This is a genomic window from Nocardia sp. NPDC057440, assembly GCF_042802915.1.
Taxonomy (GTDB): domain Bacteria; phylum Actinomycetota; class Actinomycetes; order Mycobacteriales; family Mycobacteriaceae; genus Nocardia.
The window spans coordinates 419,693-436,996 of the sequence record NZ_JBHVDF010000005.1 but is presented as its reverse complement, the minus strand read 5'-3'; the positions used below and the strand labels follow the sequence as shown (position 1 = coordinate 436,996).

Annotated in this window: 1 protein-coding gene; it reads left to right on the top strand. The window is 69.2% G+C overall.

Annotated elements, in window-relative coordinates:
- Positions 1 to 381 precede the first annotated feature (381 nt).
- On the top strand, positions 382 to 17,223 hold the full coding sequence (locus ACFU4Z_RS13290; protein ID WP_379062393.1) for a type I polyketide synthase: 16,842 nt from the start codon (positions 382 to 384) through the stop codon (positions 17,221 to 17,223).
- The last annotated feature ends 81 nt before the right edge of the window (positions 17,224 to 17,304 follow it).

Here is a 17,304-nt window from a genome sequence, read left to right as displayed (position 1 = left end):
CGGCGGAAGACGGCGTCAACCAGGGAAATCACATCGGCCGCCGGAGCCTCGCTGACCACAGCGCAGCGCGTGCGGCGAGGTCTGCGCGCCGATCCGTCGCCGCGCCGCACCGAGGTTGGCCGAAAGCCGTTGCGATTGTTGGAGATTTCCACAACTGATCGTGTCGAACGACAATCGACGGCCGACAGTCTGCCGATCCACCGCGCGCCCGCGGTAGCCGAATCGGCCGGACACAACACACAGAACGGGCGATTGACGGCCGACTCCAGTCGCCGTCTCGTCACCGACACCTGACCGAACGATTTCGGTAACTCACCAGGCCCGCGTCGCTCCTGCCGCCGGGCTTCTTTGTCAACCCCGAAATACCCCTGGATGTGAAACGTGGACACAGGCACCGGCGATTCGTCCGACCGCATGTTGGAGTATCTGAAGAAGGTCACCGTCGAGCTGCTCACGACTCGCGACGACCTGACCCAGCTGCGGGAACGCATCGACGAGCCGATCGCGATCGTCGGTATGAGCTGCCGCTACCCGGGTGGCGTCGAGTCGCCCACGCAGCTGTGGGATCTGGTCGCGTCCGGTTCGGATGCCGTCGGCGAGTTTCCGGTGGATCGGGGCTGGGATGTCGCGGGGTTGTTCGATCCCGATCCCGACCGGTTCGGGAAGGTGTACACGCGGGAGGGCGGGTTCCTGCGTGATGTCGGCGATTTCGACGCGGGGTTCTTCGGGATCGGTCCGCGTGAGGCGGCGGCGATGGATCCGCAGCAGCGGTTGTTGCTGGAGGCGTCGTGGGAAGCGCTGGAGGACGCGGGTATCGATCCGTTGTCGTTGCGAGGCAGCGACACCGGCGTCATCGCGGGGGTGATGTACGAGGACTACGAGCACAAGACAAGGGCTGCGGGTCCGGTCTACGAGGGGTACGCGGGCGTCGGCTCGGCGGGCAGCGTCGTGTCGGGTCGGGTGGCGTACACGCTGGGTCTGGAAGGCCCCGCGGTGACAGTGGATACGGCGTGTTCGTCCTCGCTGGTCGCGATCCATCTGGCCTGCCAGGCACTGCGGCGCGGCGAGACCTCGCTCGTGCTGGCCGGCGGTGTCACCGTGATGTCGACGCCGTATTTGTTCATCGAGTTCTCGCGGCAGCGTGGTCTGTCGCCGGACGGTCGATGCAAGTCCTTCTCGGCGGCGGCCGATGGTGTCGGGTGGGCCGAGGGCGTCGGTGTGCTGGTGTTGGAGCGGTTGTCGGACGCGCGGCGGCTCGGTCACAACGTGCTCGCTGTTGTTCGTGGTTCGGCGGTGAATCAGGACGGTGCGTCGAATGGTTTGACCGCGCCGAACGGGCCGTCGCAGGAGCGGGTGATCGCGGCGGCGCTGGCCGCTGCCGGATTGGCTCCTGCCGATGTGGACGTGGTGGAGGCGCACGGGACGGGCACCTCGTTGGGTGATCCGATCGAGGCGCAGGCGCTGATCGCGGCGTACGGGCAGGATCGTGCGGAACCGATCCGGATCGGATCGTTGAAGTCGAACATCGGGCATTCGCAGGCGGCCGCGGGTGCGGCCGGGGTCATCAAGATCGTGCAGGCGCTGCGGAACGAGGTGCTGCCGAAGACGCTGCATGTGGATGCGCCGTCGCCGCATGTGGATTGGTCGGCGGGGTCGGTGCGTTTGCTGACGGAGGCGGAGCCGTGGCCGGTGGGGGAGCGGGTGCGTCGGGCGGGTGTGTCCTCGTTCGGTATCAGTGGCACGAATGCGCATGTGATCGTGGAGGAAGCACCAGCGCCGGTCGGCGGATCGGCCGAAGGGACCGCCGCAGGCGATCCGGTTCGGTCGACATCGCCTGATGAATCCGAAACCGTCGCCGTAGATGTGGTGCCGCTGCTGGTGTCGGCCAAGTCCGCCGAAGCGCTGCGCGGCCAGGCGAATCGGTTGCGGCAGTGGCTGCTCGATCACCCGGATGCCGACCTGTGGAGTGTGGCGTCGTCGCTGATCGATAGCAGGGCACAGTGGGACTCGCGTGGCGCGGTGGTCGGCCGCGATCGGGAGCACCTTGTCGCGGGGTTGGCCGACCTGGCATCGGGTTCGGTGTCGTCCGGTCCGGCTGTCGGGGGCCGGACGGCATTCGCGTTCACGGGTCAGGGTGCCCAGCGTGTCGGGATGGGGGCGGAGCTGTATGCGGCGTTCCCGGTGTTCGCGGCCGCCTTGGACGAGGTGTGTGCCGAGTTCGATCGGCACCTCGCTGGGGCCGATCGGTCATCCGGCCACCACTCCTCGACGAGCTCCGCGGTGTCATTGCGGCAGGTGATGTTCACCGATCCCGAAGGCGTGCTGGATCGGACGGAGTGGACGCAGCCCGCGCTGTTCGCTTTCGAGGTGGCGATGTTCCGGCTCGTCGAGTCGTTCGGCATCACCCCGGATGTGTTGATCGGGCATTCGATCGGCGAGTTGGCGGCCGCCTACGTGGCAGGGGTGTGGTCTCTCGCGGACGCCTGTGCGCTGGTGGCGGCGCGCGGTCGTTTGATGGGTGCGCTGCCGGAGGGCGGCGCGATGCTCGCGGTGGCCGTGACCGAGCAGCGTGCGGTCGACATCGTGGCGGAGTACGGGGATCGGTTGTCGGTCGCGGCCGTGAACGGTCCGACGTCGGTGGTGCTGTCGGGTGACGTGGATGCCGTCGAAGCGGCGGAGCGCGGGCTGGCCGACGAGGGCGTCAAGACATCGCGATTGCGGGTCAGCCACGCGTTCCATTCCGCGCGGATGGAACCCATGCTGGCCGAATTCCGCTTCATTGCTTCGGGTCTGACGTATCGAACGCCGATTGTTCCGATGCTGTCGAATATCTCCGGTGCTGTGGCCGGGGTCGAGGTGACCGATCCGGGGTACTGGGTCGAGCAGGTGCGCGGGTGCGTGCGATTCGCGCCCGGAGTCGACGCTCTCGTCGCGTCAGGGGTGCGGCGGTTCGTCGAGGTGGGCCCGGACGCGGTGCTGACCTCGATGACTCGCCAGTGCCTGGCGGAATACCCGGATGTCGAGGCGGACTCGATGGTGGTCGCCGCAGCTCGACGCTCGGTCGACGAGGTGACGCAGTATGTGACGCTGCTGGGGCACGCGCACGCCGCTGGTGTCGAGGTGGACTGGCAGCCGATGTTCGCGGGCCGGTCTCTGCATCGGGTGTCGTTGCCCACGTACGCGTTCCAGCGTCAGAGGTACTGGTTGGAGCCACTTGTCGCTAACGCGTCGGCTGGGTCATCGGATCATCCGATCTTGACCGGCGTGGTGTCGTTGGCGGGCAAGGATGAATGGCTGTTCACCGGACGGGTGTCGTTGCCGACCCACCCGTGGTTGGCCGATCACGCGGTTTTCGGCTCGGTGTTGCTGCCAGGGACCAGCTTTGTGGAACTTGCGTCGACGGCGGGCACGCGCCTCGGCGTCGACTTCGTCGAGGAACTGCTGCTGGAAGCGCCGCTGCTGCTCGAGGCAGGCATTGCGGTCGACCTTCAGCTCGGCGTCGAACCCGCCGACGGCGCAGGCCGCCGCCGGTTCGTGATCCACTCGCGTGCCGTTGCCGACGGGAATCCCGATGCGGGCGAATGGGTGTCGCATGCCAACGGCGTGCTGGCTCCGGCCGCGCAGAGTGTTCCCGCGTGGGTCGAGCCGGACTGGTATGGATCGGCCGCGACCGGAGAATGGCCGCCCGCCGGTGCCGAGCCGGTGCCGAATGACGGGCTCTACGAGCAGTTGGCCGACTTGGGGCTCGGCTACGGCCCCGCATTCCAGGGGGTCACGTCGGTCTGGCGCGACGGCGACGATCTGCTCGCCGAGGTGTCCCTGGCGGCCGAAACCGCTGATCAGACACCGGGGTTCGGCATTCATCCCGCGTTGTTCGACGCCGCGTTCCACGCGGCGATCGGGGGGCTGGCGCAGGACATGTCCTCGGGTCGGCTGCCGTTGCCCTTCTCCTTCGCCGGGACGCGGGTGTACCGCACCGGGGTGAGGGCCGTCCGGGTTCGGCTTGTGCGGTGGGGAGCCGGGCGGATGCGGGTCCTCGCTGTCGATGACACCGGGGCCCCGGTGCTGAGTCTCGATTCGCTCGTTGCCCGCCCCGTGGATGCCAAAGTGCTGAACAGCGGGGCCGGTCGGCGGGCGTCGCTGTCGGATGTCGAATGGGTGCCGGTGGCGGCCGGGTCGACCGGGGCGGTTGCGCCGGTCGCGCTGCTCGGCGGCGCGAGTGTCGCGGGCGTCGAGCGTCGGAGTGCGGGGCTCACCGAGCTGCTCGACGACGCGGCGACTCCAGAGATCGTCGTCTGGTCGCCTGCCGGTGACGATTCGACCGACGGTGTTGTTTCGGGCGACCAGCAAGCTGTCGCCGGCGGCGACGTGACGGCGAGGACGCACAGGTGGGTGCGCTCGGCGCTGGAGCTGTTGCAGACGTGGCAGGCCGAGCCGCGGTTGCGCGATTCGCGACTGGTGGTGCTGACCCATGGAGCCATGGGCGTGCCGGGCGAGTCGCCGGATGCGGCGAGCGCGGCGGTGTGGGGCTTGGTGCGCAGTGCGCAGGTCGAGCATCCGGGCCGGTTCGTGCTCGTCGACGTGGGAGTCGAGGAGAAACCGACAGTCGAGGTGATCGCCGCGGCGGTGGGTTCGGATGAACCGCAGCTGGCGGTGCGCGGCGGCGGGCTGCGGGTGCCGCGACTGCGGCGGCAGGCGGGCTCGGCCGTGGCAGATGCGTCGTCCTTCGGCGCGGGCGCGGTGTTGATCACCGGTGGCACCAGCGGCCTCGGCGCCGAGCTGGCCCGCCACCTCGTCGACGCGCACGGCGTGCGGCGACTGGTGCTGGCGTCGCGTCGCGGTGCGCGGGCCGACGGTGTCGCCGAGCTGGTGAGCGAGCTGACGGCAGCGGGCGCGCAGGTGCGGGTCGCGGCTTGCGACGTGGGCGATCGTGCGGCCCTTGCGGCGCTGCTCGCGGAATTGCCCGACGAGTTCGCCCCGAGCGCGGTCATCCATTCGGCGGGCGTGCTCGACGACGGCACCATCGAGACCTTGACCAACGGGCAGCTCGACCGGGTGCTGGCGTCGAAGGCGGACGCCGCATGGCATCTGCACGAATTGACCAGTGACCGTGATCTTTCGGCGTTCGTGCTGTTCTCGTCGGTCGCGGGCGTGGTCGGCAGCCCGGGGCAGGGCAACTATGCCGCCGCGAACGCGTTCCTCGACGCGCTGGCGTCGCGGCGCAGAGCGGCGGGCTTGCCCGCAGTGTCGATCGCGTGGGGATCGTGGAACCAGAACATCGGCATGACCAGCGGTCTGGGAAATGCGGCGATGGCGAGGATGAGCCGCCTCGGCGTGCGTCCGTTGGAGACGGCGGATGGCTTGGCGCTGTTCGATCGCGCGGTCGTCGCGGCAGCGCCGGTGGTGGTCGCGACGGAGTTCGACACCGAGGCGCTGGCGGTCCAGGCCCGCGAGGGGTCCTTGCCCCGGATGTTGCATTCGATCGTCACGGTGCCGGTGCGGCGGGCCGCGGACACGGGCGGGACATTGGCGCGGCGGCTGGCCGCCGCCCCGGCCGAGGAGCGCGCGGCGATCGTGCTCGACGTCGTTCGTGAGCAGGTCGCAGGCGCGCTCGGTCACATTTCCGGCGACGCCATCGATCCCGCCGCGCCGTTCACCGAGCTCGGCTTCGATTCCCTTGCCGGCGTGGAGTTCCGCAATCGGCTCGCCAAGGCCACCGGAGTGCAGCTGCCGTCGACGCTGGTGTTCGACTACCCCACCGCGGCTGCGGTGGCGACGTTCGTGCGGTCTCATGTCGGTGATCTGGAAGCAGCGGACACCGGCCGGGCCGTCGCCCGCATGCCGCGTCGGGTTCGTACCGATGAACCGATCGCGATCGTGGGGATGAGCTGTCGGTATCCCGGCGGGATCACCTCGCCGGAAGGCCTGTGGGAGGTGGTCGCGTCCGGAACGGACGCGATCGGCGAGTTCCCGACCGATCGCGGCTGGGATCTGGATCGGCTGTTCGATCCCGACCCCGATCATTCCGGCACCTCCTACCTGCGGCGCGGCGGATTCCTGTCCGATATCGCGGATTTCGACGCGGGGTTCTTCGGGATCGGTCCGCGTGAGGCGGCGGCGATGGATCCGCAGCAGCGGTTGTTGCTGGAGGCGTCGTGGGAAGCGCTGGAGGACGCGGGTATCGATCCATTGTCGTTGCGGGGCAGCGACACCGGAGTCGTCACCGGCGTCTCGTATCAGGACTACGAGGAGATCGCCAAGGCGGCCGGTTCGGTCGCCGAGGGGTATGTCGGGACCGGTTCGACGAGCAGTGTGCTCTCGGGGCGAGTGGCCTACACGTTGGGGTTGGAGGGCCCTGCGGTCACCGTGGACACGGCGTGTTCGTCGTCGCTGGTCGCGATCCATCTGGCCTGCCAGGCACTGCGTCAAGGGGAGACCTCTCTGGTCTTGGCAAGCGGTGCTCAGGTGATGTCGACGCCGTTCATGTTCATCGAGTTCTCGCGGCAGCGTGGTTTGTCGCGTGATGGCCGGTGCAAGGCGTTCTCGGCGGCGGCGGACGGTGTCGGGTGGGCCGAGGGCGTCGGTGTGCTGGTGCTGGAGCGGTTGTCGGACGCGCGGCGGCTCGGTCACAACGTGCTCGCTGTTGTTCGTGGTTCGGCGGTGAATCAGGACGGTGCGTCGAATGGTTTGACCGCGCCGAACGGGCCGTCGCAGGAGCGGGTGATCGCGGCGGCGCTGGCCGCTGCCGGGCTCGATCCCACCGATGTGGATGTGGTGGAGGCGCACGGGACCGGGACACCGTTGGGTGATCCGATCGAGGCCCAGGCCCTGATCTCCGCGTACGGGCAGGGCCGCGCCGAGCCATTGTGGGTCGGATCGTTGAAGTCGAACATCGGGCATTCGCAAGCGGCCGCGGGTGCCGGTGGGGTCATCAAGATCGTGCAGGCGCTGCGGCACCAGATGTTGCCGAAGACGCTGCATGTGGATGCGTTGTCGCCGCATGTGGATTGGTCGTCGGGGTCGGTGCGATTGCTGACCGAACAACGGCCATGGCCTGTGTCGGTGGAGCGGGTGCGTAGGGCCGGGGTGTCCTCGTTCGGCATCAGCGGGACCAACGCCCACATCATTCTCGAGGAAGCACCCGCAGGCCAGGAGCGCGCGACGGAGCCGGTCGCGGCCGTTACGCCGCCCGTGGCTTCGGGCATGGTGCCGGTGCTGGTGTCGGCGAAATCCGAGGCGGGACTGCGGGGGCAGGCCGCTCGGCTGCGCGAGTGGCTGTCGGCGCATCCGGAAGCGGACCTGGTCGATGTGGCACGTTCGCTGCTGACGACGCGGGCTCGATTCGATCGGCGCGGCGCCGTCGTCGCGGGCGATCGGGACGCCATGCTGGCGGGCCTCGCGGACCTGGCCGCGGGCACGGCCGCGCCAGGCGTGACCGAGGGCACGCCGGTCGGCGGCAAGATCGCGTTCCTGTTCACCGGACAGGGTGCGCAGCGGGTCGGTATGGGCGCCGGGCTGTATGCGGCGTTCCCGGTCTTCGCGTCGGCGTTCGACGAGCTGTGCACCGAGTTCGACAGGTTGCTGGAGCCCTCGCTGCCCGGCGTCTCGCTGAAAGACATCGTCTTCGGTACCGCGGGCGAAGATCTGCTGCATCGGACGGAGTACACCCAGCCCGCGCTGTTCGCCTATGAGGGAGCGCTGCTACGGCTCGTGGAGTCGTTCGGAATCACCCCCGACGTACTCATCGGGCATTCGATCGGCGAGCTGGTCGCGGCATACGCGGCCGGGATGTGGTCGGCGGCCGACGCATGCGCGCTCGTCGTGGCGCGGGGACGATTGATGGGCGCACTGCCCGACGGCGGTGCGATGCTGGCCGCCGCGATCCCGGAAGCGCGGGCGTCCGGAGCCATCGCCGGGTTCCGTGGCCGGCTATCGATCGCGGCGGTGAACGGGCCGTCCTCGGTCGTGATCTCCGGCACCGAGGATGCCATCGCGGAACTGGAACCGCAGCTGGCCGCGGACGGGATCAAGACATCGCGATTGCGGGTCAGCCATGCCTTCCATTCGGCATTGATGGAACCGATGCTGCCGGAGTTCGAGGCCGTCGCCGCCGGAGTGACCTACGGTCGGTCGCTGTTGCCGGTGATATCGAACGTGTTCGGCGTGGTCGGCGGCGAGGCGTTCGCCGATCCCGGGTACTGGGTCGGTCACGTGCGCGACACCGTCCGCTACGCCCACGGCGTCGACGCCCTGGTGGACATGGGTGTCCGGCGGTTCCTCGAATTGGGACCCGACGCCGTGCTGACGGCGATGACCAGGCAGTGCCTGCCCGAGGATATCGATTCGAGGTCGGTGGTCGCGGCCGCGGGACGACGCGGCGTCGACGAAGTGACACAGTTCCTCACATTCCTCGCGGACGCCCACAACGCCGGTATCGAGGTGGACTGGGAGCCGTTGCTCACCGGCCGGGCCGCGGCGCGAGTTCCGTTGCCGACGTACGCGTTCCAGCGTCGGCGGTACTGGCTGGATGTGGTGCGTCCGGTAGCCGCGGGCAACATCGAGCATCCGATCCTGCTGGATGCGGTGCCGGTGGCGGGTAAGGACGAGTGGTTGTTCACCGGGCAGCTTTCCGACGCCCGTCATCCGTGGATCGCCGAGCATGTGGTGTTCGGTACCGCGGTGGTGCCCGCGACCACTTACCTGGAACTGGCGTCGGCGATCGGTGCGCGGCTCGAGCTGCCGACCGTCGAAGAGATGCGGCTGGACATTCCTTTGGTGCTCGGTGAGCACGCCGTCGTTCTGCAGGTCGCTGTCGGCGAGATCGAACCGGATGGGCAGCGACGCTTCACCATCTACTCCCGGGCCGAGCACCTCGACGATGCCGACGCGTGGGTGCCGCACGCCGGTGGGGTGCTGGCCGCCGCCGACACGACGGCGGACGCCGAGACCGGATGGGACCAGACATGGCCGCCCGTGGGTGCGGTGCGGCTCGACGAGCAGGTGCTGTATCGGCGGGTCGCGGATCTCGGCATGGAATACGGTCCGGTGTTCCGTGCGGTGCGCACGATGTGGCGGCGCGGCGATGAGATGTTCGCCGAGGTCTCGTTGGACGCGACAACGGCCGGTCAGGCCTCGGGATACGGGATTCATCCCGCGCTGTTCGACGCTTGCCTGCACCCCGCTCTCGACTTCGTCATGGACGACATTCCCGAGGGCCGGATTCCGCTGCCGGTGTCGATCGGCGGTCTGCGCCTGGCTCGGACGGGGTCGGGGCCGGTCCGGCTCCGCGCGGTGATGCTCGGTGGCAACCGCATGCGGATGGATGTGGTGGACGAGGCCGGCGAGCCGGTGCTGAGCGCGGACTCCGTGGTGATGCATCCGGTGGAGCGGCGCACGGTGGAACGGGTTCGGTCGAGCTCGGCAGTGGTGCCGCTGTACGGCGTGGAGTGGGTGCCGGTCGCGGCAGGGTCTTCCGATCCTGCGCGGACGATGGCGATATTCGGCGGCGGGAATGTGGCCGGAATCGATCGCCGATTCGCTCAGGTGCACGACCTGGCCGATGCCGACGCGGTCGCCGAAGCGCTCGTCTGGGTGGTCGGCGACGACGAATCCGGCGTCGTCAATGTGGCGGAAGCGGGCCGCAGGACCGTCGCGGAAGCGCTCGACCTGTTGCGGTCGTGGCTGGCGGACTCGAGGGTTGCCCGGTCGCGGCTGGTCGTGGTCACCCGCAACGCGCTCGGCCTACCGGGAGAGTCGCCCGATCCGGTGTCCGCGGCTGTCGCGGGCCTGGTGCGCAGCGTGCAGGCCGAGCATCCGGGCCGGATCGTGCTACTCGACCACGACGGCGAGATCGACGCAGGCACGGTGTCGGCGGTGCTGACCGTGGATGAGCCGCAGATCGCGGTGCGCGGCGGCCGGTTGTCCGCGCCGCGGTTGCGCAAGGAACCGGTGTCGCCGAGTGCGGGCCCGGTGTCGTTCGGGGCCGGGACGGTGCTGGTGACCGGAGGAACCAGCGGGCTCGGCGCGCTCGTCGCGCGGCATCTGGCCGCGGAGCACGGGGTGCGCAGGCTGCTGCTGGTATCGCGACGTGGTGGCGACGCCGATGGCGTGCCCGAGCTGATCGCGGAGCTGGCGGCGCTCGGCGCCGAAGTGGACGTCGCCGCGTGCGATATCGCGGATCGCGGCGCCGTCGCGGCGATGCTCGCCGAGATTCCGGCGCAGTTCCCCTTGTCCGCGGTCGTCCATGCCGCGGGTGTGGTGGATGACGGCACCGTCGAGACCTTGACCGCCGAGCAGTTGGACCGAGTGTTGCGTCCGAAGGTGGACGGGGCGTGGTTGTTGCACGAATCGACGCGGGATTCGAATCTTGCGGCGTTCGTGGTGTTTTCTTCGGTCGCGGGGCTGGCCGGTTCGCCGGGTCAGGGCAATTACGCGGCGGCGAACGCCTTCGCCGATGCGGTCGTTCGACTGCGGCGGGCGGCCGCGCTGCCCGGTGTCTCGGTGGCATGGGGTCCGTGGAACGCGAACACCGGCATGACCGGGGAGCTGGGTGCGGCCGGTTTGGAGCGGTTGCGGCGGTTGGGTTTCCGCGCACTCGGCGACACGACCGGGCTGGCCTTGTTCGACGCGGCGGTCGCCGCCGACGCGCCGCTGGTGATCGGTGCGGAATTCGATGCGGCGGGACTTGCGGAGCAGGCCGAGGCGGGAGCACTGCCGAAGGTGCTGAGCTCGCTGGTTTCGGCGCACATCAAGTCGCGTGGGAGCATCGGGTCGCTGGTAGGGCGGCTGGCCTCGGCGTCGGCCGCCGAACGCGACGAAGTGGCGCTCGAGGTGGTGCGGGAGCAGGCGGCGGCGGTGCTCGGGCATGCCTCGGCCGAGGCGATCGAGTCGGAGGCCGCCTTCACCGAGTTGGGCTTCGACTCGTTGGCCGGTGTGGAATTCCGGAATCGGCTCGCCAAGGCAACCGGCTTGTCGCTGCCATCGACCCTCGTCTTCGACCACCCCACCGCGCGGGCGGTGGCGGCGTTCCTGGTGTCCCGGATCGGGGATTCCCCTGCCGCGGAACGACGGCCGACGCGAACCGTGCGCCGGACGCGGACGGACGAGCCGATCGCCATCGTCGGAATGAGCTGCCGTTATCCCGGCGGTGTCGGGTCCCCCGAGCAGCTCTGGGATCTGGTGGCGTCCGGTACCGACGCGATCACGCCCTTCCCCGCCGACCGGGGCTGGAACCTCGAGCGGCTGATCAACCCGGACCCGGACGAACCAGGTACCACCTACGTCCGGGAAGGCGGATTCCTCACCGCGGCGGGCGCTTTCGACGCCGGGTTCTTCGGTATCAGTCCGCGCGAGGCGACGGCGATGGATCCGCAGCAGCGGCTGATGCTCGAAGCCGCCTGGGAGGCATTGGAAGACGCGGGTATCGATCCGACGTCGCTGCGCGGCAGCGATACCGGGGTGTTCGTCGGCGCCACCCCATCCGGTTATGCCGAGCGAGTGGTCGGCGAACACGAAGGTTTCCGGATGACCGGGAACTCCGACAGCGTCACCTCGGGCCGGGTCGCTTACGTGTTCGGTTTGCAGGGACCTGCCATCACGGTGGACACGGCGTGCTCGTCGTCGCTGGTCGCGCTGCACCTGGCCTGCCAGGCACTGCGCAACGGGGAGACCTCGCTGGTGCTCGCGGGCGGTGTCACGATCTCGGGGAGCCCGGAGCTGTACGTGGACTTCGCACGTCAGCGGGGTCTGGCTCCCGATGGGCGTTGCAAGTCCTTCTCCGACGGCGCCGACGGTGTCGGCTGGTCGGAGGGTATCGGCGTGCTTGCCATCGAGCGGTTGTCGGATGCGCAGCGGTTGGGGCACACCGTGCTTGCCGTGATTCGTGGTTCGGCGGTGAATCAAGACGGTGCTTCCAATGGTTTGACCGCGCCGAACGGGCCGTCGCAGGAGCGGGTGATCGAGGCGGCATTGGCGGTCGCCGGGCTGGAACCCGCCGACATCGATGCGGTCGAAGCGCACGGGACGGGCACACCGTTGGGTGATCCGATCGAGGCGCAGGCCTTGATCGCCACCTACGGGCAAGCGCGTACGGAACCGGTCCGGATCGGATCGTTGAAGTCGAATATCGGCCACTCGGTCGCGGCTTCCGGCGTCGGTGGCGTCATCAAGATGGTGCAGGCGTTGCGGCATCAGATGCTGCCCAAGACATTGCATGTGAATACGCCGTCGCCGCATGTGGATTGGTCGGCGGGGTCGGTGCGTTTGCTGACGGAGGCGGAGCCGTGGCCTGCGGGTGAGCGGGTGCGTCGGGCGGGTGTGTCCTCGTTCGGTATCAGTGGCACGAATGCGCATGTGATCGTGGAGGAAGCGCCCGTGGCGGCGCGGAAGGAGCGGGCATCGACCGAGGTACCGACGTCCTCGCATGAGGGCGTGGTCGCGTGGCTGGTGTCAGCGAAATCCGAGGCGGGTTTGCGTGCTCAGGCGGAGCGGTTGCGGGCGTGGTTGGCCGATCATCCGGACGCCGATGCGCCGAGTGTCGCGCGGTCGTTGCTCGACACGCGGGCACAGCTGGAATGGCGCGGCGCGGTTGTCGGCCACGACCGGGAGCAGTTGCTTGCCGAACTCGCGGAGTTGGCGACAGGTTCGTCGTCCTCCGGCGTGGTCGAGGGAATGGCAGGGTCGGGGAAGACGGCGTTCGTGTTCACCGGTCAGGGCGCGCAGCGGGTGGGTATGGGGGCGGAGCTGTATGCGGCGTTCCCGGTGTTCGCGGCCGCCTTGGACGAGGTGTGTGCGGAGTTCGATCGTCACCTCGGCCAGGCCGTCCAGTCATCCGAGCATCACTCCTCGGCGAGCGCCGCGGTGTCTTTGCGGCAGGTGATGTTCACCGATCCCGAAGGTGTACTGGATCGGACGGAGTTCACGCAGCCCGCGTTGTTCGCGTTCGAAGTGGCGTTGTTCCGGCTGGTGGAGTCGTTCGGTGTGATCCCGGATGTGCTGATCGGGCATTCGATCGGTGAGGTGGTCGCGGCGTATGTGGCCGGGGTGTGGTCGCTGTCGGATGCGTGTGCGTTGGTGGCGGCGCGTGGTCGTTTGATGGGTGCGCTGCCGGAGGGCGGCGCGATGCTCGCGGTAGCGCTGCCGGAAGCCGAAGCGGCCCAGCTGCTCACCGGCTTCGGAGACCGGGCGTCGATCGCGGCGGTGAACGGTCCGGATGCTGTGGTGATCTCCGGTGACGTGGACGCCGTCGACGAGGTGGAGCGGACGTTGTCGGGGCAGGGCCGCAAGACGACGCGGTTGCGGGTCAGCCACGCGTTCCATTCGGCGCGAATGGAACCCATGCTCGCGCAATTCCGTGCTGTCGCGCGAGAGGTGACCTACCGGGAACCGCTGCTGCCGATCGTGTCGAACGTGACCGGCGCGGTGGGTGAGGCTTTCACCGATCCCGAGTACTGGGTCGGGCAGGTGCGCGCCGCGGTCCGGTTCGCGCCGGGGATCGGGTCGCTCGCCGACACCGGTGTGCGCCGATTCCTCGAAATCGGACCCGACGCGGTACTCACGGCCATGACCCGCCGATGCGTGAGCGACGACGGCGATGTCCCGGCCGGATGGCTGGTGGCCGCTGCGAGTCGTCGCGTCGGCGATGAGGCGAGTCGGTTCGTGACATTCCTTGCGCAGGCGCACATCGCCGGCATCGGTGTGGACTGGCAGTCGTTGTTCGCTGGGCATTCGGTGCGTCGAGTCTCGTTGCCGACGTACGCATTCCAGCACCAGCGGTACTGGCTGGCGGCCGCGGCCGACACGGGCGATGTCCGTACCTCGGGTCTGGACGAGGTCGAGCATCCGCTGTTGAGCGCGGCGGTCTGGCTGCCCGACTCCGATGGTGTGGTGTTGACGGGTCGATTGTCGTTGTCGAGCCACCCGTGGCTGGCCGATCACATGATCGGCGGGACGGTGCTGTTGCCGGGCACGGCCTTCGCGGAGCTGGCCTTGCATATCGGGGCGATGACCGGCAGTCGGCGACTCGCCGAACTGGTCGTGACCGCGCCGCTCGCGGTGCCCTCCGAGGGCGCCGTCGAACTGCGGGTGGTCGCGGACGGACCCGATGACACCGGCGCACGCCTCGTTTCGGTGTATTCGCGTCCGCAACGCGATGGCGCGCCGGACCGGGCGCAGTGGGTTCGCCATGCGACGGGAACCCTTGTCGCACCGGCGTCGCAGGCCCGCGCCGCCGCGACGGCGATGGCCGCGAGTTGGCCGCCCGTGGGCGCGGTCGGGGTGGATATCGGCGGCATGTACGCGGAGCTCGCCGAGCGCGGATACGGGCACGGGCCGCTGTTCCAAGGGTTGACCGCGCTGTGGCGGCGCGGCGGCGAGGTCTTCGCGGAGGTGAATCTGCCGGAGCAAGAACATTCGTCGGCCGGTCGGTTCGGGGTGCATCCTGCGCTGTTGGATGCGGCATTGCACGCCATCCGCTTCACCGGGTTGACCGGAGAGCCTGCCGACGACGAGATCTTCGTGCCCTATTCGTGGGAGAACGTGGATATGTACGCGGTCGGAGCCACGGCGGCGCGGGTCAGATTGGCTGCCGCCGAGTCGGGTTCGACAGGACCGGACAATCATCGGATCACGGTGACACTCGGCGACGCGCACGGGGAGCCGGTCTTCGAGGTCGCGGCGCTGACCATGCGTCCGATCCCGATCGACACCCTGCGCGCCGCAGGCGCTTCGGAATCGAGCCACGCCGCCTACCGGCTTCGCTGGGTGCCGGTGCCGACACCGAAGCCGAGCGATCTCGTCGCCGCCGTGCGCTGGGCGAGCACCGACGCGGGCGAGACGGTGACTGTCGACGGTGGGCCGGTCGCCGTGATCCGACTCGAGGACACGCCGATCGATGCGGACGTGCCGGGTGCGCTACACGCTCGGCTCGCCGACCTGGCAGCGCAGGTGGCCGAACTCCTGACCAAGCAGGAACGGATCGTCGTCGTCACCAGGAACGCGGTTGCCCTCGAAGCCGGTGCGCCGGTGGATCTCGTCGGCGCCGCGGTGTGGGGTCTGCTCCGCAGCGGTCAGCACGAGAACCCGGGCCGCATCGCGATCGTCGATGTGGACTGTTGGGACGACTACCGCGGCGGCGTCGCGGTGGCTGTGGCAGTCGCGGACGAAGCTCAGCTGGTGCTGCGCGACGGTGCCGCGTACGCACCGCGGTTGAGTCGCGGTGGCGTGGACGCGGGCAAGGACGTTGCGTCACGACCGGACGGCACCGTATTGATCACCGGAGGAACCGGCGGGTTGGGCGCGCTGGCAGCCCGGCATCTGGTCGTCGAGCACGGGGTGCGGCGGCTGCTGCTGGCCAGTCGGCGGGGCATGGCCGCGCCGGGCGCCGCGGAGCTCGCGGCCGAATTGGCCGCGTTCGGCGCGCAGGTGGACGTGGTCGCCTGCGATGTGACTGAACGCGCGGCACTCGACGAGCTGCTGTCGACCATCCCGCAGGAGCATCCGTTGACCGGTGTCGTGCATACCGCAGGCGTGTTGGCCGACGGTCTGCTTGCCGATATGACCGCGCAGCGGCTTGCGACGGTCTTGCGGCCCAAGGCCGACGCGGCGTGGCACCTGCACGAGGCCACCAAGGACCTCGACCTGTCGATGTTCGTGCTCTACTCCTCGTTCGCGGGGACGATCGGCAGCCCGGGCCAGGCCAACTACGCGGCGGCGAACGCGTTCCTCGACGCGGTCGCCGAGCACCGGCACCACCACGGTCTCCCCGCGACCTCCATCGCGTGGGGTCCGTGGCGCGCGACCAGTGGTATGACCAGCACCCTCACCGAGGCCGATATCGCGCGGCTGCGTCGAGAAGGGGCGATTCCCCTCGACGACGACTACGGGATGTCGCTGCTCGACGCCGCGCTGGCCACCGGTCTGCCGACGAGCATCGGCGTGCGTCTCGATATGGCGGCACTCACCGCGCAGGCCGCGGCGGGCGCACTGCCGAGAATGCTCAGCTCCCTGGTCACGGCGGCGCCGCGCCGCGCAACCAGTGTGCGGTCGTTGGCGCAGCAGCTGGCCGCCGCACCGGAATCCGATCGCGCGGGCGTTGTGCTCGCGACGGTTCGCGAGCATGTCGCCGCGAGTCTCGGACATAAATCCGGGGACATGATCGATCCGGGTGCTCCGTTCACGGAGCTGGGTTTCGACTCGCTCGCGGGCGTCGATTTCCGCAACCGGCTCGTCAAGGCGACCGGTTTGGCCTTGCCTTCCACCCTCGTCTTCGACCATCCGACTGCTGCGGGACTGGCCGACTATCTGTGCTCGCGGATCCCCGAGATCTTGCCGACCACGGTGGACGCGGTGGACGCACCCACGGTGACGACCGGGAAAACCTGGACAGCGCCACGGAACCGCGGCGGGCTCACCGAGCTGGTTCTCGCCGCACACCGGCGCGGCAGCGTCGAGACCGCGATACCGATGCTGTTGGAGAGCGCCAAGCTCGTCGACACGTTCCCCAGCGGCACCGAATTGCTGGTCCAGCCTGCGCCGATCCCGCTGAGCAGGGGTACCTCGCGGCTCTCGCTGATCTGCGTTCCTTCGTTCGTGGTCGGCACCGGACCGCACCAGTTCGGCGGGCTGGCGCGCGAGCTCGGCGCGGACCGCACCATCGCCGCACTGCGCCTGCCGGGAACCCAACCGGGCGAACCGCTGCCCGAATCATGGGAGGTGCTGCTGGATTACCTAGCGGCGGCCGTTGCGGGCACCGACAACCTGCGCCCGATCGTTCTCGTCGGCTATTCGGCGGGCGGCGCGATCGCGCATGCGCTGGCGCACCGGCTGGAGCAGATCGGGCGAGGGCCTGCGGCGGTGATCCTGCTCGACACCTATTCACCCGATGACCCCGAACAGAATCGCCGGGTGCTGGTGACCGCGATCGGCTCTGTCCTCGACCTCGGCGACGAGGTCACCGAGATCGGTGACCACGGCCTCGTCGCGATGGCCAAGTACGCGCAGCTGTTCGACAAACGGCAACCCGTGTCGATCGCGGCGCCGACGTTCGACCTGCGGGCGGCGGCGCAGCTGCCCGGCCTCGATCTCGCCGAGCCGGTGCCCACGTGGATGCACACCGGCAAGACGGCCGAAATCGACGCAGACCACTTCTCGATCATCGGCACGGAGTCCGCCGCCGCCGCGGACGAGATACGGCGCTGGCTGGCTGAGGAGCTGGGCGAGGCCTAGCCGCAGCGAATCCGACCCGCGCCGACGGGCACTGGCGATTCGCAATAACCACTGACGTGGCTGTTTGAAGTACCAAGCGTG